Below are 25,580 nucleotides of genomic sequence, written 5' to 3' on the forward strand. Positions count from 1 at the left end.
GCCTCACCACCGCCCCATTCGTCGGGCATGATCGAGAAGGTCCGGGCGCCCCCTGGCCGGGCGCCCGGGCCGGCCCCTGAAGCGGGTCTGTTCGTCCATCAACCACCCAGAGGATGACTCCATGACCGCAGCCGTGCCCGCCCTGACCAGCGATGCCGGTCTCAGCCGTTATCTGGCCGAGATCCGCAAGTTCCCGCTGCTGGCGCCGGAGCAGGAGTACATGCTCGCCCGCCGCCTGCGCGACCATGGCGACGTCGAGGCGGCCCACACCCTGGTCACCAGCCACCTGCGGCTGGTCGCCAAGATCGCCATGGGCTACCGCAATTATGGGGTGCCGGTGACCGACCTGATCGGCGAGGGCACCGTCGGCCTGATGCGGGCCGTCAAGAAGTTCGACCCCGAGAAGGGCTTCCGGCTGGCCACCTACGCCATGTGGTGGATCAAGGCGCAGATCAACGAGTATCTGCTGGCCTCGTGGTCGCTGGTCCGCATCGGCACCGCCTCGACCCAGAAGCGGCTGTTCTACAACCTGCGCAAGATGAAGGCCCGCCTGGGCGCCTACGACGACGGCGACCTCTCGGGCGAGCACCTGGGCATCATCGCCCGTGACCTGGACGTCAGCGAAAGCGACGTCAAGGCCATGGACCGCCGCCTGTCGGCCCGTGACAGCTCGCTCAACGCCCGCCTCGGCGAGGACGGCGACATCGAGCGCCTCGACCTTCTGGTCGATGACGGGCCGAGCCAGGAAGACCGCTACATCGCCGAGGAGGATCGCGGTCTGGCCGGCAGTCTGGTGGGCAGCGCCCTTCAGGTGCTGGACCCGCGCGAACGCCAGATCATCCAGGCCCGCCGGCTGTCCGAGGACCCGGTCACCCTGGAGGACCTGGGCGGCCGCTTCGGGGTCAGCCGCGAGCGGGTGCGCCAGTTGGAAAACCGGGCCATGAAGAAGCTGGAGCGGGCCATCCGCCAGCAGGTCGACCAGAATCACCCGGACTGGCAGCCCGGCCTCGCCGGCTGAGCGCCGCAGGGCGCCGCGCGCCCACGCACATCCTGTTCGCCGCCCGAGCCCCCGGCCCGGGCGGCTTTTTCGTGGCCCCGGCCTTATACCAACCAGCGATGAGGAGGACTCATCGCGGTTCGGTCAAGCCCTTGGGGATCCGGGCTTCAAGTTGGGGGCTTTGCCCCCAAACCCCCACCGGGGAAGCAGGGCTTCCCCGGACCCCTCCATTCGTTGGTGAACAAACGCTACCTCCGAGCGGAACGCGCGGGGTTTTTGGTTGCAGGCCAGCTTCGCTGGCCTTTCGAAAACAACCAGGGAGTGGCCGCGCGGTCGGAGATCAATGAATGGAGGGGGTCCGGGGGAGCCCCTGGCTCCCCCGGTGGGTTTTAAAGGGGCGAAGCCCCTTTCATACCAACCGGCGATGAGTTCCTCTCATCGTCGGTTGGTAATACGCCTTGGCGACAAACGGCGGGTTGAGGAAGGTCGGCCCCTTGCCGTAGGTGAAGGGTTTGCCGTCCAGGGTGGTGACGCTGCCGCCGGCCGCCATCAGCACGGCGTGGGCGGCCGCGGTGTCCCACTCCGAGGTCGGGCCCAGGCGCGGGTAGAGATCGCCCACCCCTTCGGCCAGCCGGCAGAACTTCAGCGAGCTGCCGGCGTTGATGATCTCGGCCACCTTGTAGGGGGCCAGGAAACGGTCCAGTTCGGTGGGGTCGCCGTGGCTGCGGCTGGCCAGCACGGTCAGCCCCTCGGCCGGCGGTTGGCGGCAGGCGATGGGGCGCTCCGCGCCGCCGCTGATCAGGCGCGCCGTGCCCGGGCCATGGCCCACGTAGAGCAGGTCGAGCGCCGGGGCCAGCACCACCCCGAGGCGCGGCAGATGGCCCGCCGGGGTGGCATCGACCAGCCCGATGTTGACCGTGAAGCTGTCGCGCCGCTTGATGAATTCCTTGGTGCCGTCCAGCGGATCGACCAGCCAGAACGCCCCTTCGCCCAGCTCGGGCAGGCGCCCGGCCGCCATTTCCTCCTCGGCGACGATGGGGATGTCCGGGGTCAGCCCCTTCAGGCCCTCGAGAATGATCGCCTCGGCGGCGTGGTCGGCGGCGGTGACCGGCGAGGTGTCCGCCTTCTCCAGCACCTCGAAGTCGCCGCGGTAGATGTCGAGGATGGCGTCGCCGGCGCGGCGGGCCAGCGGGATCAGGGCCTGGGCCAGATCGGCGTCGGCGACGGGAAGGGGGGAGGGCATGGGGGTCCTTTCCGGTGCGGGGGCATTCACGCCGGCGCACCATACCGCCTGCGGGGAAGGCCGGCCAAGGGGGAGAAGATCAGGCCAGACGGGGGTCCAGCCCCTCGCGCTCGGCCACCCGGCGCACCGCCGCCCGGTCGGTCAGGGTGTCGAGCAGGTCGGCCAGACGCGGCCGGTCGCGCGGTGGGCGCGGGATGCCCCGGGTCCAGCGGGCCATCACCAGCAGATAAAGATCGACGGCGCTGAACAGGCCGCCCAGCAGGTAGGGCCCGCCGGACTCGGCCAGGGCGCCTTCCAGGATGTCCAGGAACTCGCCCAGGCGGACCTGGGCGGCGGCCCGGATGGCGGCGCTGGCGGCCTCGTCCTGCTGGGTGGTGTGGCGGTCGGGATAGGCCATGGCCAGCACCTCGGCCTGCACGGTGTTGGTCAGGAAGACCAGCCAGCGATAGAAGATGGCCCGCTCGCGGCTGCCCGGGGGCGGGGCGAGGCCGGCTTCCGGGTGGCGGTCGACCAGATGCAGCACGATGGCGGCGGTTTCCGGCAGCACCAGGTCCTGCCCGTCGTCGATCAGCACCGGGATCAGCCCGCGCGGGTTGAGGGCGCGGAAGGCCGGGGTGTGATGCTCTCCCCGGTCGGTGTCCAGGGAGATCAGCTCGAAGGGCTGGCCCAGCTCCTCGAGCACCAGATGGGGCACCAGACTGGCTTTTCCGGGGTGGTGGTAAAGGCGATACATGGGCAGGTTCCTTGGGTCGGAAAACGGCCCTCAGCCGCGCCAGAAGCGGGGCATCAGCAGGACCAGGACGGTGAACAGCTCAAGCCGCCCCAGCATCATGCCGAAGCTCAGGGCCCACTTGGCGCCGTCGGGCAGGCTGGCGAAGTTGCCGGCCGGGCCGATGGTCTCGCCCAGCCCCGGGCCGACGTTGGAAATCGCCGTCGCGGCGCCGGACAGGGCGGTGACATAGTCCAGCCCGAAGGCCCCCAGCACGATGGTCAGCACGCCGACGCTCACCCCGTACAGGAAGAAGAAGCCCATCACCGCCTCGCCGACGCCGGCCAGCAGGGGCTTCCTGTTGAAATAGGGAATGAACACCCCGGACGGCTGGAGCAGCCGCTGGACCTGGGTCTTGGCCACCGCGTAGAGCACCTGGAAGCGGAAGATCTTGATGCCGCAGGTGGTCGAGCCGGCGCAGCCGCCGACGAACATCAGGCCGAACATCAGCATCACCGGCAGGCCGCCCCACTGCCAGAAGTCGGTGGTGGCATAGCCGGTGCCGGTCATCACCGAGATCAGGTTGAAGCTGCCATGGCGCAGCGCCTCGGGCAGCGGCATGTCCAGGCGCTGCCACAGATACAGCACCACGGCGGCCACCGAGGCCACCACGATGGCCAGGAACCAGCGCACCTGGGTGTCGGTGAACAGGCGCCCGGGGTTGCCGCGCACCGCCTGGAGGTAAAGGATGAAGGGGATCGAGCCGACCACCATGCCGACGGTGGCGATGGCGTCGATGCGCGCCGAGTCGAAATAGGCCAGCGACAGGTCGTGGGTGGAGTAGCCGCCGGTGGCGATGGTGGTCATGGCGTGGGCCACGCCGTCGAGCAGGCTCATCCCGGCCAGGGTGTACATCACCGTCCAGATGGCGGTCAGCAGCACATAGACCATGGTCAGCCCGCTGGCCAACTGGGTGGCCCGGGGCATCACCTTCTCCTGGGCCTCGAAGGCTTCCACCTTGAAGATCTGCATGCCGCCGACCCGCAGCATGGGCAGCACGGTGAGCGCCATGATGATGATCCCGATGCCGCCCAGCCATTGCAGGATGGCGCGCCACAGCAGCAGGCCGGGCGGCGCGTTGTCCAGCCCGCTGATCACCGTCGAGCCGGTGGTGGTGATGCCGCTCATGGCCTCGAAAAAGGCGTCGGTGAAGGACATCTCGAGGATGGAGAACATGAACGGCACGGCGGCGAAGGCGGGCAGCACCAGCCACGTCAGGTTGGTCAACAGGAAGGCCTGGCGGATGGTGATGCGGCTCGGCCCGCTCCAGCACGACAGCATCAGCGCGATGCCGACGAACAGCCCCAGGGCGCCGCCGCCGGTGAAGCTGATCCAGTCCGGATTGCCCGCCGCCAGATCGACCAGGGCGGGAATCAGCATGCCCGCCGAGAGGATGCTCAGCAGAACTCCGAGAATCTGGAAGACCGGCCGAAGGTTGATCACCCGCTGCCTCGCCGCTGGTTCATTCAGGGCCGCGAAGTGTCGGCCAAAGAGGCCCCGCTGTCCATGGGGTTGGCAGCCGCTCGGCCGAGACCACCCGACACGTTGACAGGCGCCGCCAAAGCGTCAGACTGCCAGCCCTGAGCCATTCGTTGACCGGGGAGAAGCCGCCGTGGAGCCGACCAGCCATCGCCTGTTGTGGGAGCCCTCGCCCGATCGGGTGCGCGGGGCCAATCTCAGCGCCTTCATCAACCTGTTGAACCGGCGCCATGGGCTGTCGCTGGGCGGCTACGACGACCTGTGGCAGTGGTCGGTCGGCGCCATTCCCGAGTTCTGGAAGGCGGTGTGGGATTTCTGCGGGGTCATCGGCCGGCCCGGCGAGAAGGTGGTCGACGATCCTGATCGCCTGCCCGGCGCCAAGTGGTTCGTCGGCGGGGCGCTCAACTACGCCGAGAACCTGCTGCGCCCGCGCGAGGCCGACTGCCCGGCCATCGTCTTCAAGGCCGAGGACAAGGTCACCCGCCGCCTTTCCTACAGCGAGCTGTGCGCCCTGGTGTCGCGCTTCCAGCAGGCCCTGGCGCGGCTTGGGGTGGCCAAGGGCGACCGGGTGGCGGCCTACCTGCCCAACATGCCGGAAACGGTGATCTCGATGCTGGCGGCCAGCGCCGGCGGGGCGATCTTCTCCTCCGCCTCGCCCGATTTCGGGGTGCAGGGGGTGCTCGACCGCTTCGGGCAGATCGAGCCCAAGGTGCTGGTCGCGGTGGACGGCTATTTCTACAACGGCAAGGCCCACGACTGCCTGGAAAAGGTGGCCCAGGTGGCCGCCAACCTGCCGAGCGTCGAGAAGGTGGTGGTGGTCGCCCTGACCCGGCCCATGGGCGAGGTGCGCGACGCCCTGGCCGACATCCCCAAGGCCGAGCTGTGGGACGACCTGATCGCCGACTTCCCGCCGGCCGAGGTGAAGTTTACCCGCGTCGCCGCCGAGCATCCGCTGTTCATCATGTACAGCTCGGGCACCACCGGGGTGCCCAAGTGCATCGTCCACGGCCACGGCGGCACCCTGCTCCAGCACCTGAAGGAGCACCAGCTCCAGGCCGACATCAAGCCGGACGACAAGGTGTTCTATTTCACCACCTGCGGCTGGATGATGTGGAACTGGCTGGTCACCGGGCTGGCCAGCCGGGCCACCCTGCTGCTCTACGACGGCGCCCCCACGGCGCCCGACGGCAACGTGCTGTTCGACTACGCCGACGCCGAGGGGATGACCTTCTTCGGCACCTCGGCCAAGTGGATCGACGCCATCAAGAAAATGGGCTTGAGGCCGCGCGACACCCACAGCCTGGCCAGCGTGCACACCATCGCCTCGACCGGCTCGCCGCTGGTCCCGGAAAGCTTCGACTACGTCTACGAGGCGATCAAGCCGGACGTCCAGTTGGCCTCCATCTCCGGCGGCACCGATATCCTGTCGTGCTTCATGGGGGCCAACGCCATCGGTCCGGTGTACCGGGGCGAGATCCAGGCCCGCGGCCTGGGCATGGCGGTCGATGTGTTCGACGACGAGGGCCGCCCGGTGCGCGACGACAAGGGCGAGCTGGTCTGCACCCGGGCCTTCCCCAGCGTGCCGGTGGGCTTCTGGAACGATCCCGACGGGGTCAAGTTCCACGCCGCCTACTTCGACCGCTTCCCCGGGGTGTGGACCCACGGCGACTGGGTCTCGCTGTCCTCGACCACCGGCGGGATGACGGTCTTCGGCCGCTCCGACGCCACCCTCAACCCCGGCGGGGTGCGCATCGGCACCGCCGAGATCTACCGCCAGGTGGAAAAGCTGGACGAGGTGATGGAAGGCATCGTGGTCGGCCAGGACTGGGACAACGATACCCGGGTGGTGCTGTTCGTGCGCCTGAAGGACGGGGTGGAACTGGACGAGGCGTTGGCCAAGCGGATCAAGGACCAGATCCGCGCCAACTGCACGCCGCGCCACGTGCCGGCCGTCATCCTGTCGGTCTCTGACATCCCGCGCACCAAGTCGGGCAAGATCGTCGAGCTGGCGGTGCGCGAGGTGATCCATGGCCGGCCGGTGAAAAACAAGGAAGCCCTGGCCAACCCGGAGGCTCTCGACGACTACGCCAACCGCCCCGAACTGGGCACCTGAGCCGGGCTCCGGCGGGTGCGGTGGCGTTGCCCCCGCGCCCCGACCGGAAGACCGAGGCGGTCCCCAGGGCACGACTCGCGGATCAATTCCGCGCATGATTTGTCCATGGTCGGTTTGTCGGTTCCGCGGGCCAGCGAAGCTGGCCTGCAATCAACCCCTTAACCTGTTCTCGACGTCCCCGTTCCGCTCCAACGACTGGAGGGGGGCCTTAGGGACCGCCTTCGGTCCCCCGGTGGGGGTTCGGGGGCAAGGCCCCCGTCCGATGCGCCCCATTGCCTCCCTGTCACGCCGCCATTGTTGGTGTCGGCGGACCGGGGTAGGGTGGAGCCATGACGATTCTATTGCATTCCGCCGGGGAAGATCCGGCGCCGTGGTGTGAGGGTCTGGCGGCGGCCTTGCCGGATCATCGGGTGGTTCTGGCGGGCGACGGGTTCGATCCCGGGGCGGTGCGCCATGCCGTGGTGTGGCAGCCGCCGGCGGGGTTTTTCCGGGGTCTGTCGGGGTTGCTTGGCATCCACAACCTGGGGGCCGGGGTGGATGCGCTGATGGCGCGCCCCGATCTGCCCTCGGGGGTGCCGGTGTTGCGGCTTCTCGATGCCGGCATGGGGGCCCAGATGGTGGAGTATTGCCTGTATGGCATTCTCCATTTCCACCGCCGCATGGACGACTACCGCCGGGCCCAGGTCCGGGGCAGTTGGCAGGAGCTGCCGGCCCCGGAGACGGCGCGGCGCCGGGTCGGCGTGTTGGGGCTTGGGGCGCTGGGCCGGCAGGTGGCGGCGGCGGCGGCCGGGCTGGGATTTCCGGTGCGCGGCTGGCGGCGCGGCGGGGCGCCGGTGGCGGGGGTGGAGACCTTCCACGGCCCCGAGGCGCTGGCGCCGTTCCTGTCGGGCTGCGACATTCTGGTCAACCTGCTGCCGCTGACCGACGACACCCGGGGGCTGCTGAACCGCGAGCGTCTGGGGATGCTGCCGGCCGGGGCGTGCCTGATCAACGCCGCCCGGGGGGCGCATGTGGTCACCGATGATCTGATCGCCGGGCTCGATTCCGGTCATCTGCGCGGGGCCCTGCTGGATGTGTTCGACGTCGAGCCGCTGCCGGTCGATCATCCCCTGTGGCGCCATCCGCGCATTGTCGCCACCCCGCACATCGCCGCCCAGACCCTGGTCGGCCCGGCCGTTGCGCAGATCGCCGACAACATCCGGCGGCTGGAGGCTGGCCAGACGCCGGTCGGTCTGGTCGATCCCGAACAGGGCTGCTGAGCTTTTCTCAGCCGTTGGGGGCGGGCAGGTCGATCAGCCCCGAGGTGGGGACCAGGGCGATGCCCTTGGCGGGCAGGGTGCTGCTCCACACGGCGAGGCGTTCCAGGGTCAGCGGGCTGGCGTCGGCTAGCCCCAGGGCGTGACCGTTGTCGCGGGCCAGCTTTTCCAGGTGGCGCAGGCGGGCGTCGATGGCTTCGGCGAAGGGATCGGCGTCAATCATCAGATCAATGCGCACGGCCGGGGCGCCGGCGGTTTTGTTGGCCTCGGCGAGGGCGGCTTGGCCGCCGCCGTGGACGTACATCAGGCCGCGCCCGGCCAGGGCGGCGAGCACCGGCGTGAGGTGGCTCGGCTGGTTGATGAAGGCCTCGGGATCGCTGGCCAGCGGCGTTTCATGGGCCAGCGGCCGGCCGAGCACGCCGACGATGCCGATGCGGTCGGCCAGCACCCGTTCCAGACGGCCGATGTTGGCCGCCTCGGGCAGGCCGGTGAGCAGGCCGAGCGGCCCGGGGTCGCGGTGCGGGAAGTCGGCGTCCTGGGCCGGCAGTTCCAGCAGCACTTCGTGGCCGGCGGTGCGGGCCCCACGGATCCAGGCGTCGAGGCGGGCCCCGTAGGGATCGAAGGCCAGGGTGATGGCCGGGTGGCTGTGGCTGAGGGCGGCGGCGGTCGGGTCCTCGCGCTGGCCCAGGCCGCCGACGATGACGGCGACGCGCGGCTTGCCCCGGTCGCTTTCGGCCAGCGGGCGGGCGTAGACCTGCCACGCCTGCCGGCCGTCCTCGGCGATCACCGGCAGTTGGCCCAGGTTGGTCGGGCGGTGCAGGCCGTCGGCCGGGATCTCGGCCAGGCTGGCCTGGTTGGGCGGCGGTTCGGGCAGGGCGTCGTAGGCCGGCACCGGTTGGTCGGGCAGGGGGCGCGCGGGCACCTGGGGCAACTCGGCGATGCGCAGGGCCGGTTCGGCGGCCGGCGGAGAGGGGGCGTGATCGGCGGGGGCGCTGCCGTGGCCGGTGTCTGGTGCCGTGTCGTGGGCGGAGTTGGCGTGGGTGTCGCCCGCATCAGTATCGGCTGCGTGGGTGTCGGGGGCGTGGGTGTCGGCGGCTTGGGGCGCGGCGCTGTCGTGGCCGGTGCCGTGGGTCGCCTCGGCGTGCGCCTCGGGCGGGGTGCCGTGGTCGCCGGTGGCCGGGCCGGGCGGGTGATCGGTTCCATCCTTGGTGTTGCCGTGGTCGGCGGCATGGTCGGCGGCGGGCGGGGCACCGTGGTCCTGTGGGGCCTCGGTCGTGGCCGGCGTCTCGCCATGGTTCGCGGCGGCGTCGTGCCCGCCGTGGTCGATTGGGGCGGGGTCGGTTGGGGCGGGGGCGCCGCTGTCCTCTGGAGGGGCCAGCCAGGGCCGGCGGTCCGGGGACTGGGCGCTTTCGCTGACCGGGTCGCTCAGCGGTTGGGGCGGTTCGGCCGGCCGGGGGGTGCGCTGCGAGGGTGGCGGCAGGGCGACGACCAGCCGCTTGCCGGCCGCGTGGGCGTCCTCCCCGGCGTCCTGCTGGTGGCTGTCCACGGCGGCGGGGGTGGCCGGGTCGGGCGCTTCCGGCGACGACCCGCCGAGCATGAAGTAGCCGCCGAGCAGTCCGATCAGGGCCACCCCGGCGGCGCTGCCGGCAATGATCTGCTTGCGCCGGCCCAGGCGCCGGGTTTCGTCGGGCGGGCGGGGGGCGAAGGCGTCTCCGGAAAGATCATCGCCGGGAAAGTCGTCGCCGGCGAAGGCGTCGCCGGGATCGCCGCCGAAGCCGTCCTCGCCCGGCTCGCCCAAGGGGTCATCCAGGGGGGCGCCCAAGGGGTCATCCAGAGGGTCGTCCAGCAGGTCGTCGTCCGCCGCCGCCGGCGCGGGCTTCTTGCCGCGCCGGCCCTTGGGCAGCAGGGACTTCAAGGACAGGGCCATGACGTGCCCTCCCTCATCGGGCGACCGGGGCGGGCGCCCGATGAGGGGGCCCGCCCGGTCATGGGGATCGGCTCAGTGCTGGGCCGAATAGATGGCCAGGCCGCGCAACAGGTCGAGCGCCCGGGCCAACTGGTAGTCATCCTGCGCCGCCTTCTTGCCCGGGGCGGCGTCCTCGGCCGGCGCGGCGTCGGGCGGGGTGGGGGCGCTGTCGTCGCCCTTGTCCAGGGCGTTGACGAAGTCGGCCTCGCTGCGCCGGCGGTGATCCTTGAGGGCTTCCACCCGGGCCGGTTCGACGACGATGTCGGGGGCGATGCCCTCGGCCTGGATGGAGCGCCCGGAGGGCGTGTAGTAGCGCGCCGTGGTCAGGCGGATGGCGCCGCCGTCGTCGGGCAGCGGCATGATGGTCTGCACCGAGCCCTTGCCGAAGCTGCGGGTGCCCAGGATGACCGCCCGGCGGTGGTCCTGCAGGGCGCCGGCGACGATTTCCGAGGCCGAGGCCGAGCCGTCGTTGATCAGCACCACCATCGGCTTGCCGTCGATCAGGTCGCCGCCGCCGGCGTTGAAGCGCTCGGTGTCCTCGTCGTGGCGCGAGCGGGTGGAGACGATCTCGCCGCGCTTGAGGAAGGCATCGGAAACCCGGATCGCCTGATCCAACAGGCCGCCCGGGTTGTTGCGCAGATCGAGCACCAAGCCCTGCATGTCGTCGCCCAGCTCGTCCTCAAGCTCGTCGATGGCCTCCTTGAGGCCGTCCTCGGTCTGCTCGTTGAAGGTGGTGATGCGCACGTAGCCGACGTTGCCCTCGGTCCGCCAGCGCACCGAGTTGATGCGGATCACGGCGCGGGTCAGGGTGACCTCGAAGGGGTCGGTGTCGGGCCGCTGCACGGTGATGGTGATGTCGGTGCCGACCTTGCCGCGCATGCGGTCGACCGCCTCGGCCAGCGACAGGCCGCGCACCGACTCGCCGTCGATGTGGGTGATGTAGTCGCCGGGTTCGATGCCGGCCTCGGCGGCCGGGGTGTCGTCGAGCGGCGAGACCACCTTGACCCAGCCGCCGTCCATGGTCACCTCGATGCCCAGGCCGCCGAACTCGCCCTTGGTCTGCACCTGCATGTCGGCATACGAGGTGGGCGGCATGTAGGCCGAGTGCGGGTCAAGGGTGGTCAACATGCCGTTGACCGCCGCCTTGACCAACTCCTCGTCGGTCAATTCCTCCACATAGTCGGCCTTGACCCGGCTGAACACGTCGCCGAACAGCTCCAGCGCCTCGAAGGTGCGCTCGTTGCTGCTGTCGGCGCGGGCGGTCAGGGGCCGCACCAGATCAATCGTGAAGGGCGCCGCCACCGCCACCAGAAGGACGATCAACGACGGGATAAGGACCTTGCGCGCCATGTTCCACTCACCAGTCAGGGGTCAAGAAGGTACCGAATAAGATGCCGGCCAAGGGTCGCCGGAAGCCGGCGCCGCGTCAAGCGGTCAGCCATCGCGGGCCATCATCCAGGGCAGCGGGTTGATCGGCTGGCCCTGCCGGCGCAGTTCCAGATAGAGGTTTGAGTCCTCCTCGGCCGGGGTGGCGCCCACCGGCTCGCCGGCCAGCAGGCGTTGGCCGACGGCGATGTCGATGCGGCCCAGCCCGGCGAGCAGGGTGTGGTAGCTGTCGCCGTGGTCGATGATGACGATCCGCCCATAGCCCCGGAACGGCCCGGCGTAGGCGACCACGCCATCGAACGGGGCGATCACCTGGGCGCCCGGCCGGGTGGCCAGGGTCAGGCCCTTGCTGGCCGGCCCGCCGTCCGGGTCGGTGGCGCCGTAGCGGCGGATCACCCGGCCGGTGGCGGGCAGCGGCATGCGCCCCTTGGCCTCGCCCGGCGACAGGCCGGAGAGGGCGGCCAACTGGTCGGCCCGGGGGCTGGTGGGGGGATTTTTCGGGGACGCTGCCGCGGTCTCGACCGGGGCCGGCTCGGGGGCCGGGGGCGGGGTCGGCCGGGGAGCCAGGGCGCGGGCGGCCAGGGCCAGGCGTTCGGCGTTCAGTTTGTCGATCAGGTCGTGCAGGTCGGCCGCCTCGTTGGCCAACTGGGCCAGATGCGCTTCCACCTCGGCGCTGGTTTCCTCGGCCTTGGCCAGCAACTCGCGCTTGCGGGCGAACAGGTGATTGAGGCGCTGGTGCTCGGCGGCCAGGGCGTCGGAGGCGCTGGCCACCCGGTCGCGCTGCTGCCTGAGGGCGGCGCGGACCTCGGCCAGACGCGCGATCTCGCCGGCCAGCTCGCGCGCCGAGGCCTCGATGGCCGGCACCGCGGCGCGCAGCAACAGGGCCGAGCGCACCGCGTCGGCGGGGTCGCCGGGCTGCACCAAGAGGGCACTGCCGGGGCGCAGGGCCAGACGCTCCAGGGCGGCCAGCACCTGGGCCCGCTGGGCCTGCCGGCGGTCCAGGGTGTCGCTCATCTGGCGGGCCTCGCGGGTCAGCCGCGACAGCTCGTTTTCCATGTAGGTGAGGGCGGCCTCGCGGTCCTGCACCCGGTCGGCGGCGGCGACCAGCTCGCGGCGCACCGCGTCGATCTCCGCCTTCAGGGCGCGGGCCCTTTTCTCGGCCTCGGCCTGACGGGCCTTTTCCTCGGCGATCGAGCGCTCCAGGCTTTCCAGCGCCTGGTCGGGCGGCTCGATGGTATCGACCGGCGGCGCCTCCTGCGCCGCCAGCGGGGCGGCCAGCAGCAGCGCCGCCAACGGCAGCGCGAACAGGGCGCGCCCGCCGCCCGACGGGGCCCGCCCGGTCACGCGGTGGCCCGCGCGGCGCCCGGGTGGAGCAGCGGGCGGCCGGTCATCTCGGCCGGCACGGGCAGCCCCATCAGGGTCAGCAGGCTGGGCGCCAGATCGGCCAGCCGGCCGTCCTCGAGCCCCATCCCGGCCGGGCCGTTGAGCAGCACCAGGGGAACCTTGCCCACGGTGTGCTGGGTGTGCGGCTGGCCGCTCTCGGGGTCGATCATCATCTCGCAGTTGCCGTGGTCGGCGGTGACCAGGGCGACGCCGCCGCACTCGGACAGCGCCGCCTCGATGCGGGCCAGACAGTGGTCCAGGGTCTCCACGGCGCTGATCGCGGCGGCCTCGATGCCGGTGTGGCCGACCATGTCGCCGTTGGCGAAGTTGACCACGATCAGGTCGAAGGCCTGGCCCGAAATGGCCTCGACCAGCCGGTCGCAGACCTCGGGGGCGGACATCTCCGGCTTCAAGTCGTAGGTCGCCACCTTGGGGCTGGGCACCAGGATGCGTTCCTCGCCGGGGTAGACCGTCTCCTCGCCACCGTTCAGGAAGAAGGTGACGTGGGCGTACTTCTCGGTTTCGGCCAGGCGCAACTGGGTCTTGCCGGCCTCGGCCACCACCTGGCCCAGGATGTGGGTCAGGGTCTGCGGCGGGAACAGGGTGCCCATCCAGGCGTTGTGGGCGGTGGAAACCTCGGTCATGCCCAGGGCGGCGGCAAAGCGCGGCAGGTGCGGGCGCAGGAAGCCGTCGAAGGCGGGGTCGAGCAGGGCGGCCAGGATTTCCCGCGCCCGGTCGGCCCGGAAGTTCAGCATGAACACGCCGTCGCCGCTGTCCATGCCCCGGTGGCCGTCGATCACCGTCGGCAGCACGAACTCATCACCGGTGTCGGCGTCATATGAGGCCTGCATGGCGGCCGGACCATCGGGCGCCGTCTCGCCCTCGGCCAGGACCATGGCCCGCCAGGCCTTTTCCACCCGGTCCCAGCGCTTGTCGCGGTCCATGGCGTAGTAGCGGCCGCTGACCGTGGCCAGCCGCACCTTGCCGCTTTCCAGCAGGTCGCCCACGTCGCCCAGGAACTTCTCCAGGAACCCCTTGCCGGAGCGCGGCGGGGTGTCGCGGCCGTCCATGAAGGCGTGCACCGCCACCGGCACCCCGGCCTCGGCCAGCAGGCGGACCAGGGCCGCGCCGTGGTCCTGATGCGAATGCACCCCACCCGGGCTGAGCAGCCCCATCAGATGGCAGGTGCCGCCGCTTTTCTTCAGTTTGGCGATGAAGTCGGCCATCGCCTCCCGCTCGGCGAGGCGCCCCTCGGCGATGGCGGTTTCGATGCGGCCCAGCTCCTGCATCACCACGCGGCCGGCCCCGATGTTCATGTGGCCGACCTCGCTGTTGCCCATCTGGCCGGGCGGCAGGCCCACATCGGCGCCGCTGGTCTCGACCAGGGCATGGGGCAGCTCGGCCTGCCAGCGGTCCCAGGTGGGGGTGTCGGCCAGGGCGATGGCGTTGTGCTCGGTGGCCTCGCGGTGGCCCCAGCCGTCGAGAATGCACAGCACGACGGGTTTGGCGGTCATTGGGTCGTCCCCGCTGATTGATGGAATGACTGCCCCCTATATAGGCCAGCCGGGCCGGCGGGGGAACATGACCGCTGTTACGATTGGGTTTGTACGATTGGGTTTGTAAGATTGGGTTTGCCCCGCGTCGGCATCTCAGGTCTGCGTTTGCGCCGCCGCCGCCACCAGCCCCTCGATGATCCGCCGGTCCGGGCTGCCCGGTTCGGGGAAGAACTCCGGGTGCCACTGCACGCCCAGGGCAAAGCGCTTGCCCGGCACCTCCACCGCCTCGATCACCCCGTCCTCGGCGCGGGCCGAGACCAGCAGCCCCTCGGGCGCCTCGGCCGCCGCCTCGCGGTGCGCCGTGTTGACCGCCATCCGGGTCTGACCGACCAGCCGATGCAGAAGACTGCCCTCGGTGATGGTCACGTCATGCGCCCGTTCCTCGGCCGGGCACTGGTCCAGATGGTCGATGTCGGTGTCGATCACGGTGTGCAGGTCGCGATAAAATCGCGCCCCCATCACCCCGGCCAGCACCTGCATCCCGGCGCAGATGCCAAGCAGCGGCCGATCCTGGGCCAGCAGGTCACGGGTCACCTGGGCCTCGAAGCGGAACCGCGGATGCGGCGGCGCGCCAACCACCTCGGTTGGCGCGCTGACATACCACTCGGCCGGGAAGGGATAGTCGCCGCCCGGCGTCACGAAGCCCTGGCACAGCTCCAGATAGGCCGGCCACGCCTCGGCCACATAGGGAATGGCCACCGGCAACCCCCCGGCCGCCCAGATGGCCTCGAAATAGGCCACCCGCAGGGCATGATGCGGGCGCCGGGAAAAACTCCCCGACTCCTGATGATCCAACAACAAGCCAATGCGCGGCGGTGACATGTCGGGACTCCCATGGTTGCCGAGGCCATCATCGGGCCGGTCGAAGGCGGAGACAAGGGGGGCTCTGCCCCCCTACCCCCGCCGGGGAAGCTGGGCTTCCCCGGACCCCTCCTTTCGTTGGAGGGCGGAACACGGCAAGGAGCCTGGCCGCGAGGGTGTTTGGTTGCAGGCCGGCAAGGCCGGCCTGCGAAACAACCATTCCTCGGTTTGGGGCACGACTGATGATTACGCCCCGATCAATGTCCTGGCGGGGTCCGGGGACCCCCAGGGTCCCCGGCGGGGGTTCGGGGGCGGCGCCCCCGATTTTTCGAAAGGGGGGCTCTGTCCCCCACCCCCCGCCGGGGAAGCTGGGCTTCCCCGGACCCCTCCTTTCGTTGGGGGGCAGGACACGCCGAGTTCCTGGCCGCGAGGGTGTTTGGTTGCAGGCCGGCAAGGCCGGCCTGCGAAACAACCATCCCTCGGTCCGGGGCACGACTGGCGATTACGCCTCGATCAATGTCCTGGCGGGGTCCGGGGACCCCCAGGGTCCCCGGCGGGGGTTCGGGGGCGGCGCCCCTGACTGTTCGAGGCGCCGCCGTCGTCGCCCCGCCCCCGACTTGCCCTGTGCCCGGTGGGCTGGCAGCATGCGGGCGTGTTTCGGTGGGGGTGTGTGAGATGGAGCCAGTGCGGGTGACGGCGGAGGTGGTGTTGCCGTCCGAGTCCTTGAGTGAGTCCTTCGTGCGGGCCCGGGGGCCGGGCGGACAGCATGTGAACACCACCGAGTCGGCGGTTCAGTTGCGGTTTATACCGGCGCTGTGCCCGGACCTGTCGGGCGCGGCGCGGCATCGGCTGAAGCGTCTGGCCGGGCATCGCTGGACGGCGGCCGGCGAGGTTGTGATCGTGGCCGAGGAGTTCCGCAGCCAGGAGCGCAACCGGGCCGAGGCGCGGGCCCGGCTGGTCGAGCTGGTGCGTCGGGCGCTGGCGCCGCCACCGCCGCCGCGTCGCCCGACCAAGCCGAGCCGGGCGGCCCGGCAGCGCCGGGTGACGGCCAAGAAGCAGCGCGGCCAGATCAAGGCGGCGCGGCGGGCCCCAGGGCGCGATGACTGAGGAGGCGGCGTTATGAGCGACCATCTGGCGGACTCCCTGGACAGCGGGCTGGCCCACTTGGCGGCGGCCTGTCCGCGCATGGCCGGGGCCATCGAGCGGGTCGGGGCGCCGGCGCCGCGTCACTGGCCGGCCGGGTTTCCGACGCTGCTTAGGATCATTGTCGACCAGCAGGTGTCCCGCGCCGCCGGGGCGGCCATCTTCGGGCGGCTGGAGGCGGCCCTGGCGCCGCTGGGGCCGGAAACCCTGGCGGCGGCCGACGATGCCACCCTGCGCGGGGCCGGCCTGAGCCGCCCCAAGATGGCCTATGCCCGGGGCCTGTCGCGGGCCATCCTGGATGGCGATCTGGACCTCGAGGCTCTGCCCGCCCTGCCCGACGAGGAGGTTCTGGCCCGTCTGACGGCGCTCAAGGGTTTTGGCAACTGGTCGGCCGAGATGTACCTGCTGTTCGCCCTGGGCCGGCCCGACGTGTGGGCGATCGACGATCTGGCGGTGTGCGAGGGGGCGCGCCTGCTCTACGACCTGCCGGCGCGCCCCGGGCGGGCCGAGATGCGCGCCCTGGGCGAACCGTTCCGCCCCTGGCGCTCGGTCGCCTGCCTGATGATGTGGCACATCCGCACCCACGGGGTGGGCGCGACGGACGGTTGATCGGCCCGCGCCATCGGGTCACACTCTTGTTGTCCCGTTTGGGGTCCCGGCCACCCGGCCATCGGAGGGCGCCTGATGCATGTCCGCAACGGCCTGGTCGAGGCCATCGGCCACACCCCGCTGATCCGCCTGGAGGGCCCCTCGAAGGCCACCGGCTGCGCCATCCTGGGCAAGGCCGAGTTCCTCAACCCCGGCGGCTCGATCAAGGACCGCGCGGCGCTGGCCATGATCCGCGCCGCCCAGGCGGCCGGCACGCTGCCCCCGGGCACGCCGATCGTCGAGGGCACGGCCGGCAACACCGGCATCGGGCTGGCCCTGCTCGGCAACGCGCTGGGTTATCCGGTGCGCATCGTCATGCCGGAGACGCAGAGCCGCGAGAAGCAGGACGCCTTGCGGCTGTGCGGGGCCGATCTGCGGCTGGTCAAGGCGGTGCCCTACCGCGACCCCGGCAACTATGTGCACGTGGCCCGCCGGCTGGCCGAGGCGGAGGGCGGGCTGTGGGTCAACCAGTTCGACAACACGGCCAACCGCGACGGCCACCGCGACACCACCGGGGCCGAGATCCTGCGCCAAAGCGGCGGCCGGCTGGACGCCTTCACCTGTGCCGTGGGCACCGGCGGCACCCTGGCCGGGGTGGGGCTGGCGCTGAAGGCCCATGATCCGGACATCCGGGTGGTGCTGGCCGATCCCATGGGCTCGGCCCTGTATGCCTGGCACACCACCGGGGAGCTGAAAAGCGAGGGTTCGTCGATCACCGAGGGGATCGGCCAGGGGCGCATCACCGCCAACCTGGAGGGCGCCCCCATCGACGGCGCGGTGCGCATCGATGATGCCGAGGCCCTTCGCGTCCTGTTCGACCTGATCCGTCACGACGGTCTGGTGCTGGGCGGCTCGAGCGGGATCAACGTGGCCGCCGCCATGCGGGTGGCGCGCGATCTGGGGCCCGGGCACACCGTGGTCACGGTGCTGTGCGACGGGGGGGCGCGCTACCAGAGCAAGCTCTACAATCCCGAGTTTCTCAAGGCCCGCGACCTGCCGGTGCCCGACTGGCTGTAGCCGCCGGGGGGCGAAACGGGTAGAGTCGCGGCAAGTATAAGAAAGTCGTGACCGGGGCCGGCAGAAGCCCCGGCTTCGTGTTCCCGGGCTGGCCGAACGGCGTTCCGGGACCCCGACCCCAGATGGCAGGGAGTCTTCGGCAGACACCATGAATCCGTCCGTTTCCGCCCCTCCGCCCCATTTTCCCCCCCATTTTCCCGAGGCCCCGCCGGCCCTGGTCGATGTCGACTGGCTGGCCGGGCGGCTCGATGATCCCCAGGTGCGCATCGTCGATGCCACCTTCTTCCTGCCCACCCAGCAGCGCGACGCGGCCGAGGAGCACACCGAGTGCCGGTTGCCCGGGGCGGTCTTTTTCGACATCGACGCCATCGCCGATCCGCATACTAACCTGCCCCACATGATGCCCTCGGCCGAGCTGTTCGCGGCCCGGGTGGGGGAGCTGGGCATCGCCAACACCGATCACGTGGTGGCCTACGACGCCATGGGCGTGGCCACCGCCGCCTGCCGGGTGTGGTGGATGTTCCGGGCCTTCGGGCATGGCCGGGTGTCGGTGCTCGATGGTGGCCTGCCGGCGTGGCTGCGGCGCGGCCTGCCGACCGAGGAGGGGCCGCCGGTGCCGCCGGTGCCGCGCACCTTCTCGGCCAGCGGCCCGGCGCGCGGGGTGGTGGCGGTGGACCAGGTGCTGGCCGCCCTGGACGGTGGCGGGCCGCCGCTGGTCGACGCCCGGGGCGCCGGGCGCTTCCAGGGGGTCGAGCCCGAACCCCGGCCGACGGCGCGCGCCGGCCACGTGCCGGGCAGCCTGAACCTGCCCTTTCTCGACCTGCTCGACCCGCGCGAGATGACCTTCCGCCCATCGGCCGATCTGGCCGCCGCCTTTGAGCGGGCCGGGGTTGATCCGGCCCAGCCGCTGGTCGCCGCCTGCGGCTCCGGGGTGACCGCCTGCGTGCTGGCGGTGGGGGCGCATCTTCTGGGGCACGACACGGTCAGCGTCTACGACGGCTCGTGGGCAGAGTGGGGCGACCGCGCCGATCTGCCCATCGTCGGGCCGGAGGGTTGAACCATGAACGAATCGTGTCGGCCGATTGCGCCGGCCACCGGGCGCCCCTAAGTCAGGGGAGCCCCGCTTTCCGTTGGGGGCATGTTCCGTATTCGCTGCCCCGACGCGCCGCCGTGTCGGTCGCCCCCGAGAAGAGCCCGAGACACGCATGATCACGGTATCCGCCCTCAACGGCATCAGCGGCGTTCGCCACGCCTTTTTCACCCGCGACGGCGGGGTTTCGGAAGGGGTGTACGCCTCGCTCAACTGCGGCCCGGGCTCGGACGACGAGCCGCGCCGGGTGGCCGAGAACCGGACCCGGGCGTTGTCGCGGGTGGGCCTGAAGCCGGATCGGCTGGTCACCCTGTTCCAGGAACACGGCACCGAGGTGGTGACCGTCGAGGCGCCCTGGCCCGAGGCCGAGCGCCCGCACGCCGACGCCATGGTCACCCGCCAGCCGGGGCTGGCCCTGGGCATCCTGACCGCCGACTGCGCCCCGGTGCTGCTGGCCGATGGCGAGGCCCAGGTGGTGGCCGCCGCCCACGCCGGCTGGAAGGGGGCCCTGTCCGGCGTGCTGGAGGCGACGGTCGACGCCATGCTGGCCCAGGGCGCGAAGAAGGAGCGCATCATCGCCGGCATCGGGCCGTGCATCGCCCTGCGCTCCTACGAGGTGGGGCCGGACCTGATCGCGCGCTTCAAGGCCGAGGATCCCGCCTCGGACGACTACTTCGCCCCCAGCCGGCGCGACGGCCATGCCCTGTTCGACCTGCCCGGCTACGTTGCCCGCCGGCTGTCGCGCCATGGGGTGACCGAGGTCATGCCGACGCCGTGCGACACCTACCGCGAGGCCAACCGCTTCTTCAGCTACCGCCGGGCCACCCACAACCAGGAAGCGGACTACGGGCGGATGCTCTCGGTGGTGTTCCTGGAGCGCTGAGGACGGCGTTTTTGCCCCCGCCGGGCGGCGGCAACGCGGTTTACAGAAAAAAGGCGGGTTGATAAAGTCCGCCCCGTCCCCGGCCCCCGGCTCGGGCGCCCCCCTGGCGTCCGCCGTCCTGACCTCGGTTCCATGTCGATGCGCCGCTTATCGAAGCGCCTGACGCGCCACCCGCTCCGGTTCTGCCCGGAGGCGGGGTCCGTGGTTTGGCGGGGACGATCCGGTTCCCTGCTGGCGGAGTATCGAAGGCGGTGAAAGTCCTCTCCTGTAATGCCAACCGACCCCTGGCCGAGGCCATTGCCGCCTATCTCAAGTTGGAGCTGACCAACGCCTCCATCCGGCGCTTCGCCGACATGGAGGTGTTCGTCGAGATCCACGAGAACGTGCGCGGCGAGGACGTCTTCGTGGTCCAGCCCACGTCCTACCCGGCCAACGACAACCTGATGGAGCTGCTGGTCACCCTGGATGCCCTGAAGCGCGGCTCGGCGCGGCGCATCACGGCGGTGGTGCCCTACTTCGGCTACGCCCGCCAGGACCGCAAGACCGGCCCCAGAACGCCCATCTCGGCCAAGCTGGTGGCCAACCTGATCACCTCGGCGGGGGCCGACCGGGTGGTCACGCTGGACCTGCACTCCGGCCAGATCCAGGGCTTCTTCGACATCCCGCTGGACAACCTCTACTCGGCGCCGGTGTTCTCGAAGGACATCCAGGGGCGCTTCGAGAACGGCCGCACCATGGTGGTCAGCCCGGACGTCGGCGGCGTGGTGCGGGCCCGCATCATCGCCAAGCGCATCGACGCCGACCTGGCCATCATCGACAAGCGGCGCGAGCGGGCCGGCGTCTCCGAGGTGATGAACATCATCGGCGACGTGAAGGGCCGCGACTGCATCCTGATCGACGACATCGTCGATTCCGCCGGCACCCTGTGCAACGCCGCCACGGCGCTGATCAACGCCGGGGCCAGCTCGGTCTCGGCCTATGTCACCCACGGCGTGCTGTCGGGCGGCGCGGTGGCCCGGGTGGCCAGCTCGCCGATCCAGGAGATGGTCATCACCGACAGCATCCAGGCCACCGAGGCGGTGCGTCTGGCGGCCAACATCCGCCCCCTGTCGGTGGCCCCCCTGCTGGCCGAGGCGATCCAGCGCATCAGCGACGAACAGTCGGTCTCCAGCCTGTTCGACTGAGCAGCGGCGGCGCGGTCGCGGTCACGCGCGCCGGCTTGCCGGGCCGAGGGCGGAAGGCCGCCCTCTTTCCCCATTCCCCTTTCCGTCTCGCCGCCGGACCCGGTCCGGCGGCTGCCGGCGCCGTGGTGCGTCGGGTCGGATGCCGCCCCTACTTCAGCCGGGCCGCCTTGTCGGGGTCGATCCACCAGGTATCGATGGGCAGGGCGTAGGGCGGCGGGTTGTCCGGGTGGCCGAACTTGTCCCAGTAGGCGACGCGGAACTGGGTCGAGTGCCAGTGCGGGATGCACAGGTAGTGCGCCCGCAGCACCCGGTCCAGCGCCCGGGTGCGGGCCACCAGCTCGGCCCGGTCGGGGGCGGTGATGACCAGATCGATCAGCCCGTCGACCGCCGGATCGGCCAGCCCGGCGACGTTGCGGCTGCCCGGCTTGCCGGCCGCCGCCGAGCTCCAGTAGTCGCGCTGCTCGTTGCCCGGTGAGTTGCTCTGCCCGGCGCTGTAGACGATCATGTCGAAGTCGTAGTCGTTGACCCGGGCCTGATACTGGGCGGTGTCGACGACGCGCAGCCGGGCCTCGATGCCCAGGCGCTCCAGGTTGCGGGCAAAGGGCTCGGAGATGCGCTCGAAGGCCGGGTTGTAGAGCAGGATCTCGAAGCTCAAGGGGGCGCCCTGGCCGCCCTCGGCGCGCAGCTTGCGGTCCTTGCCGATGGCCCAGCCGGCCTCCTTCAGAAGGTCCACCGCCTGCTTCAGGTTGTCGCGCAGGCCGCCCGGGCCGTCGGTGTCCGGGGCCTTGAGGGCGGGGCCGAAAACGCTGTCGGGCACCCGGCCGCGGAAGCTTTCCAGGATTTCCAGTTCGCGGCCCTGGGGCGCGCCCTGCGCCGCCAGCTCGGAGTTGGAAAAGTACGAGTGGGTGCGGGTGTACTGGCCGTGGAACAGGTTGGCGTTGGTCCACTCGAAATCAAACGCATAGGCCAGCGCCCGGCGCACCCGGGGGTCGGCGAACACGGCGCGGCGGGTGTTGTAGAAGAAGCCCTGCATGCCGGTGGGCAGGCTGTGCTCGATGGCCTCCAGCTTGACCAGCCCCTGGTCGCGGGCCGGGAAGTCGTAGCCGGTGGCCCACACCTTGGCGGTGTTCTCCTGGCGGAAGTCGTAGGCGCCGGCCTTGAAGGCCTCGAGCGCCACGGCGGCGTCGCGGTAATAGTCGTAGCGCAGGCGGTCGAAGTTGTGCCGGCCGCGTTTCAACGGCAGGCCGGCGGCCCAGTAGTCGGCCACCCTTTGGTAGGTGATGGCCCGCCCCGGGTCGACCTCGGCCACCTTGTAGGGGCCCGAGCCGAGCAGCGGCTCCAGCGTGGTTTGGGCGAAGTCGCGGCCCTCCCAGGCGTGGCGCGGCAGGACCGGCAACTGGCCGATGATCAGCGGCAGCTCGGGGTTGATCTGGCCCGGAGTGAAGGTGAAGCGCACGGTGTTGGGGGCCGGCGCGCTGACCTCGGTGACGTCGGCGTAGTAGGCGGCGTAGAAGGGGCTGCCCTCGCTGGTCAACGTCTTGAAGGTCCAGGCCACGTCCTCGGCGGTGACCGGCTGGCCGTCGTGCCAGCGAGCCTCGGGGCGCAGGGTGAACTCGACCCAGGCGCGGTCTTCGGGCAGGCGGATGCTTTCGGCGAGCAGCCCGTACATGGTGAACGGCTCGTCGTCGGAGCGTTCCAGCAGGGTGTCGAAGGTGCCACCCAGGCCGGCCGCCGGCACGCCCTTGAGGGTGAAGGGGTTCAGCGTGTCGAAGGTGCCGATGGCCGAAAGGCGCGCCTCGCCGCCCTTGGGGGCCGTGGGCACCACGTAGTCGAAATGGGTGAAGTCGGGTCCGTAGCGCGGCGCGCCGTGCATGGCCAGGGCGTGGACCGCCGGGATGTCGGCGGGTGTCGGCGCGTCCCCGGCGCGGGCGGGCTCCGGGGCGATGACCCCCATCACCCCAAGCAGCAACAGACAGCAACGCACCCAGACGGCCATGGCGGACCCCTTCCTTAAATAACGGTTGACCCGGCCCCACGATCCCCCGCCCGGCGACGGATGTCAAAGGGGGCGGGGAGGGGAAGTGGGGGCGGATGCTGGGGCCAGAAGGAGGGCAAGGCCCGGCGCGCCTATGAGAAGGACAACGGCCTGGCCGACATGCTTGCAACATGAAGGGGGGGCGGGCTCGACAGCCGAGGTGTGCCGGCATAGCGAACGTGGAAAAACCGACCGCCCCACGCTCAGAGCACGCCTTAAATGCCGGTCAATGGGCCGTGGCGGCCCTAAAAGGCCCCTTCAGACCAACCCATCGGCCTGCAAAGGGCCGTTTCCGGAGGTTGGATTTGGTGGCCCGCTTAGGGCAGGCGGGACGGAAAAAGCATGGAATGTCAGTTTTCTGCGGGTCCCGCTTTGGTTTTAAAATTTTTTCGGTTAGGATTTCGGCGGTCGGTGAAATTTCACCGATGGACCTGCGCAAGTAGGGTTATCTGACCCCGAGCGCTATTATCGATGGTGGCCTATGGACGAATTCACAATCGAAGACTTTTGGAAGCCCCGCTTTTTAGGCATTTCACGGGTGTCGCAAAGTTTAATTCGCGGGTGGAGCCACATTGAGCAAGGGCTCGCGACATTTGTTGAGGCGCCGCTTAAAATAAGTGACGAAGTAGAATTTTCTGCATCCGCCAATGATAGCGCACTGATATTGGTTTCAGCGCCTGGAGCTGTCGGGAAGTCAACTCTAGCCAAGCAGATTTCATCTATTTGTGGCGCTGTTTACTTGGATTTGGCTGCGGCGGATCCGGTTGGCGGGAACACTATTAGTGGCGGAATTTTCAAGTGCGGCCTGTCCGAAAACTGGCAAAACGGCAATGCCGCGATATTGATTGACGGCCTTGACGAAGCTCGGCTGCGAGTAACCCAGGAAGCATATGAGGCGTTTCTGGGCGATGTTGCTGACTTGGCCATAAGCCGCGCTGTTCCCACCGTTCTTTTCGGTCGAACAGGTGCTGTGCAGGACGCCTTTCTCGTGTTCGCCTTACGCAACGTGGAGGTGCCGATACTGGAAATTGGCTATTACGATCACGAACCGGCAGTGGAATTTTCAATGGCTCGTATCCGCGCGGTAAAGCCAGATCGTGCGAGTGAGGATACTGAACGCAAAGCTGTCTCAGGGCTTATCAAGGGCCTGAGTGAACAGACGAATGCCGATGGCAATCGATTTGCAGGGTATGCCCCAGTCCTTCAGGCCGTCGCTGATCGCGTCGGGCAGGCTTCAAACCCACAGGTGCTTGTTTCAGAAATTGAGAAAGGCGCTATCCCAGTCAGTCTTGAAGGGATAACCTCAGCAATATTGGATCGCGAGCACAGCAAACTAAACGGCCTTCCCTTCGGTGATTCGTCCGTTGCTGACAAGCTTTATCGTAAAGATGAGCAGATTCATCGCTTGGCGGCAAGGATATATGGGGTGGCACCGCCCGAGGCGCTAACAATGGCTCCGAAGGATGCAGAGATCTATGACACAGCGTTGAAAGCATGGGTTAATGAGCATCCGTTCCTTGATGGCTCCGCTCGGCCATCATCGGCCGTCTTCGACGCAATTATCAGCGCCTGGGCTATGAAGAATGGTGACACGCTCCTTTCAGAGAAGGTTCTGCACCGGGAACTTGGGCGAGGGGCTGCTGCCAATCCGTTTTTCTCGGAATTTTATCAGCCTGAGAGTGACGAAGATTTCCCGACGGCTCATGTTGGCGTTTTCTATAACTCTCTCCGTGCAAGGCTCTCGCTCGGCGATACCGCCGGCTTGACCATTGACGTCGATGAAGATGCTGCGGACGAAAATGCTCTCCGCGCCGAAATCGAGATCACATTGGCGCGTCGCGGTGAAGAAAACCCACGCGTATGGAACTTTGATACGGATCAGACAAGCAATATCCTGCTTGGGCCGCATGTGGAAAATGTTGAGATATCAACGCCATATGCAACAGTGGACATTGGATCCGGTGTGGAGGCAACCTTTGTTTCGCCAGTAATGATCCAATGTGCGAAGCTTCAGATTACCTCTGATCGCGTCATTGCTGAAAGCCCCGTTGGGAGCAAGGATTCCAGCGTTTTTCTTGAGGCGGAGCAATTCGTAGGCGACCGGATCGTTGCGGTGCCGACCGTGCGTGGAGATGTTCACCTTTCGGTTTCATGGCCAGGATCTCGGGCCCATCCTTGGACTGCATTCGCCTCTGGACCGACACCGGTTACCGACCCACGCGAACAGGAAGCACTCAGGCGCTTCCGAAAATTCATTATCTCGTTCCGGTCCCACAGTAAGGGCTCACTCGCCCGCTTCAAGGACAAGATCGAACATGCGCGGATGACAAAGGGGGTTGGGCAATCCGTCCTGGATTCTCTCGTCGAAAATGGTGTCCTTTACTTGGAAGGCCCAATGTATTTTCTGGATCCTGGCGTCTTAACAGATAAGGTTGGCGCATCGTATCACGACTGCGTGCGGAGGCAGTACAGCAGAAAAACCGTCGATTTCATTCGCTCGATTTTGAATGGGACCGGAACCTCACTCGTTGCTAATCCCATCCCATCGGGAACGGCCCCTTTAGATCGGCCAGCGACATTCCCTCCGGCGCCCCGCCGTGGAGAGTGGCCTTGATGATATTGGGGGCCAGC

General features: G+C 69.3%; 19 protein-coding genes. 10 read left to right on the top strand and 9 right to left on the bottom strand.

Features of this window, described 5'->3' with window-relative positions:
• Nucleotides 1–121: 121 nt before the first annotated feature.
• Nucleotides 122–1,018, top strand: a complete 897-nt coding sequence (gene rpoH, locus BLR95_RS00330) for an RNA polymerase sigma factor RpoH (protein WP_092613949.1) — start codon at nt 122–124, stop codon at nt 1,016–1,018.
• A gap of 388 nt (nt 1,019–1,406) precedes the next feature.
• Here the strand turns inward: rpoH and cysQ are convergent, their stop codons facing one another.
• The 3 genes from cysQ to BLR95_RS00345 form a co-directional block, all read right to left on the bottom strand.
• Nucleotides 1,407–2,240 (bottom strand): 3'(2'),5'-bisphosphate nucleotidase CysQ, encoded by an 834-nt coding sequence (gene cysQ / locus BLR95_RS00335; protein ID WP_092613950.1) that lies wholly within the window; start codon nt 2,238–2,240, stop codon nt 1,407–1,409.
• A gap of 79 nt (nt 2,241–2,319) precedes the next feature.
• A complete protein-coding gene (locus BLR95_RS00340) occupies nt 2,320–2,973 on the bottom strand; it encodes a glutathione S-transferase family protein (RefSeq protein WP_092613951.1) in 654 nt (217 codons plus the stop codon).
• A 30-nt stretch (nt 2,974–3,003) separates the two neighbouring features.
• A complete protein-coding gene (locus BLR95_RS00345) occupies nt 3,004–4,452 on the bottom strand; it encodes a TrkH family potassium uptake protein (RefSeq protein ID WP_245689153.1) in 1,449 nt (482 codons plus the stop codon).
• A 169-nt stretch (nt 4,453–4,621) separates the two neighbouring features.
• Between BLR95_RS00345 and BLR95_RS00350 the strand changes: the two genes are divergently transcribed.
• Nucleotides 4,622–6,601: an acetoacetate--CoA ligase gene (locus BLR95_RS00350; RefSeq protein ID WP_092613952.1), complete on the top strand. Its 1,980-nt coding sequence runs from the start codon at nt 4,622–4,624 to the stop codon at nt 6,599–6,601.
• 410 nt (nt 6,602–7,011) lie between these two features.
• Nucleotides 7,012–7,860, top strand: a complete 849-nt coding sequence (locus BLR95_RS00355; protein ID WP_245689154.1) for a 2-hydroxyacid dehydrogenase — start codon at nt 7,012–7,014, stop codon at nt 7,858–7,860.
• A gap of 7 nt (nt 7,861–7,867) precedes the next feature.
• Here BLR95_RS00355 and BLR95_RS16180 read toward each other — a convergent pair whose 3' ends face one another.
• From BLR95_RS16180 to BLR95_RS00380, 5 genes are all read right to left on the bottom strand, one after another.
• The gene (locus tag BLR95_RS16180) at nt 7,868–9,784 is read right to left on the bottom strand and encodes a divergent polysaccharide deacetylase family protein (RefSeq protein WP_092613954.1); all 1,917 of its coding nucleotides are present in this window, start codon (nt 9,782–9,784) and stop codon (nt 7,868–7,870) included.
• Between the two features lie 72 nt (nt 9,785–9,856).
• On the bottom strand, nt 9,857–11,173 hold the full coding sequence (locus tag BLR95_RS00365) for a S41 family peptidase (RefSeq protein WP_092613955.1): 1,317 nt from the start codon (nt 11,171–11,173) through the stop codon (nt 9,857–9,859).
• Nucleotides 11,174–11,257: 84 nt separating this feature from the next.
• Complete coding sequence (locus BLR95_RS00370; RefSeq protein WP_092613956.1) at nt 11,258–12,553, bottom strand: murein hydrolase activator EnvC family protein; 1,296 nt, start codon at nt 12,551–12,553, stop codon at nt 11,258–11,260.
• Nucleotides 12,550–14,106 carry a 2,3-bisphosphoglycerate-independent phosphoglycerate mutase gene (gene gpmI, locus BLR95_RS00375; protein ID WP_092613957.1) on the bottom strand — a complete coding sequence of 519 codons (1,557 nt, stop codon included), beginning with the start codon at nt 14,104–14,106 and terminating at the stop codon, nt 12,550–12,552. Before gpmI ends, BLR95_RS00370 begins: the two co-directional genes overlap by 4 nt.
• Nucleotides 14,107–14,241: 135 nt before the next feature.
• Nucleotides 14,242–14,970, bottom strand: a complete 729-nt coding sequence (locus BLR95_RS00380; protein WP_092613958.1) for a gamma-glutamyl-gamma-aminobutyrate hydrolase family protein — start codon at nt 14,968–14,970, stop codon at nt 14,242–14,244.
• A 654-nt stretch (nt 14,971–15,624) separates the two neighbouring features.
• Between BLR95_RS00380 and arfB the strand changes: the two genes are divergently transcribed.
• The 6 genes from arfB to BLR95_RS00410 all read left to right on the top strand — a co-directional run bounded on the left by arfB (nt 15,625) and on the right by BLR95_RS00410 (nt 20,914).
• Complete coding sequence (arfB, locus tag BLR95_RS00385) at nt 15,625–16,056, top strand: alternative ribosome rescue aminoacyl-tRNA hydrolase ArfB (protein WP_092613959.1); 432 nt, start codon at nt 15,625–15,627, stop codon at nt 16,054–16,056.
• Nucleotides 16,057–16,068: 12 nt separating this feature from the next.
• Nucleotides 16,069–16,701, top strand: coding sequence for a DNA-3-methyladenine glycosylase family protein (locus BLR95_RS00390; RefSeq protein ID WP_092613960.1), 633 nt, complete (start codon nt 16,069–16,071; stop codon nt 16,699–16,701).
• 75 nt (nt 16,702–16,776) lie between these two features.
• Nucleotides 16,777–17,757 (top strand): cysteine synthase A, encoded by a 981-nt coding sequence (locus BLR95_RS00395; protein ID WP_092613961.1) that lies wholly within the window; start codon nt 16,777–16,779, stop codon nt 17,755–17,757.
• Nucleotides 17,758–17,905: 148 nt separating this feature from the next.
• Nucleotides 17,906–18,814: a 3-mercaptopyruvate sulfurtransferase gene (gene sseA, locus BLR95_RS00400; RefSeq protein ID WP_092613962.1), complete on the top strand. Its 909-nt coding sequence runs from the start codon at nt 17,906–17,908 to the stop codon at nt 18,812–18,814.
• 148 nt (nt 18,815–18,962) lie between these two features.
• Nucleotides 18,963–19,730 carry a peptidoglycan editing factor PgeF gene (gene pgeF / locus BLR95_RS00405; RefSeq protein WP_092613963.1) on the top strand — a complete coding sequence of 256 codons (768 nt, stop codon included), beginning with the start codon at nt 18,963–18,965 and terminating at the stop codon, nt 19,728–19,730.
• 251 nt (nt 19,731–19,981) lie between these two features.
• Complete coding sequence (locus BLR95_RS00410; RefSeq protein WP_092613964.1) at nt 19,982–20,914, top strand: ribose-phosphate pyrophosphokinase; 933 nt, start codon at nt 19,982–19,984, stop codon at nt 20,912–20,914.
• Nucleotides 20,915–21,062: 148 nt separating this feature from the next.
• Here BLR95_RS00410 and BLR95_RS00415 read toward each other — a convergent pair whose 3' ends face one another.
• Nucleotides 21,063–22,910, bottom strand: coding sequence for an extracellular solute-binding protein (locus BLR95_RS00415; protein ID WP_245689155.1), 1,848 nt, complete (start codon nt 22,908–22,910; stop codon nt 21,063–21,065).
• Nucleotides 22,911–23,430: 520 nt separating this feature from the next.
• Here BLR95_RS00415 and BLR95_RS15410 point away from each other — a divergent pair.
• A complete protein-coding gene (locus BLR95_RS15410; RefSeq protein ID WP_143130897.1) occupies nt 23,431–25,563 on the top strand; it encodes a hypothetical protein in 2,133 nt (710 codons plus the stop codon).
• The last annotated feature ends 17 nt before the right edge of the window (nt 25,564–25,580 follow it).

Source organism: Roseospirillum parvum (genome assembly GCF_900100455.1).
Taxonomy (GTDB): domain Bacteria; phylum Pseudomonadota; class Alphaproteobacteria; order Rhodospirillales; family Rhodospirillaceae; genus Roseospirillum; species Roseospirillum parvum.

Bases quoted from the DNA above. Each gene is read 5' to 3' on its own strand.
- rpoH (WP_092613949.1), top strand. From the start codon at position 122: ATGACCGCAGCCGTGCCCGCCCTGACCAGCGATGCCGGTCTCAGCCGT.
- pgeF (WP_092613963.1), top strand. From the start codon at position 18,963: ATGATCACGGTATCCGCCCTCAACGGCATCAGCGGCGTTCGCCACGCC.
- BLR95_RS00340 (WP_092613951.1), bottom strand. From the start codon at position 2,973: ATGTATCGCCTTTACCACCACCCCGGAAAAGCCAGTCTGGTGCCCCAT.
- BLR95_RS15410 (WP_143130897.1), top strand. From the start codon at position 23,431: ATGGACGAATTCACAATCGAAGACTTTTGGAAGCCCCGCTTTTTAGGC.
- BLR95_RS00415 (WP_245689155.1), bottom strand. From the start codon at position 22,910: ATGGCCGTCTGGGTGCGTTGCTGTCTGTTGCTGCTTGGGGTGATGGGG.
- BLR95_RS00395 (WP_092613961.1), top strand. From the start codon at position 16,777: ATGCATGTCCGCAACGGCCTGGTCGAGGCCATCGGCCACACCCCGCTG.
- BLR95_RS00380 (WP_092613958.1), bottom strand. From the start codon at position 14,970: ATGTCACCGCCGCGCATTGGCTTGTTGTTGGATCATCAGGAGTCGGGG.
- BLR95_RS00390 (WP_092613960.1), top strand. From the start codon at position 16,069: ATGAGCGACCATCTGGCGGACTCCCTGGACAGCGGGCTGGCCCACTTG.
- cysQ (WP_092613950.1), bottom strand. From the start codon at position 2,240: ATGCCCTCCCCCCTTCCCGTCGCCGACGCCGATCTGGCCCAGGCCCTG.
- arfB (WP_092613959.1), top strand. From the start codon at position 15,625: ATGGAGCCAGTGCGGGTGACGGCGGAGGTGGTGTTGCCGTCCGAGTCC.
- BLR95_RS16180 (WP_092613954.1), bottom strand. From the start codon at position 9,784: ATGGCCCTGTCCTTGAAGTCCCTGCTGCCCAAGGGCCGGCGCGGCAAG.
- gpmI (WP_092613957.1), bottom strand. From the start codon at position 14,106: ATGACCGCCAAACCCGTCGTGCTGTGCATTCTCGACGGCTGGGGCCAC.
- sseA (WP_092613962.1), top strand. From the start codon at position 17,906: ATGAATCCGTCCGTTTCCGCCCCTCCGCCCCATTTTCCCCCCCATTTT.
- BLR95_RS00365 (WP_092613955.1), bottom strand. From the start codon at position 11,173: ATGGCGCGCAAGGTCCTTATCCCGTCGTTGATCGTCCTTCTGGTGGCG.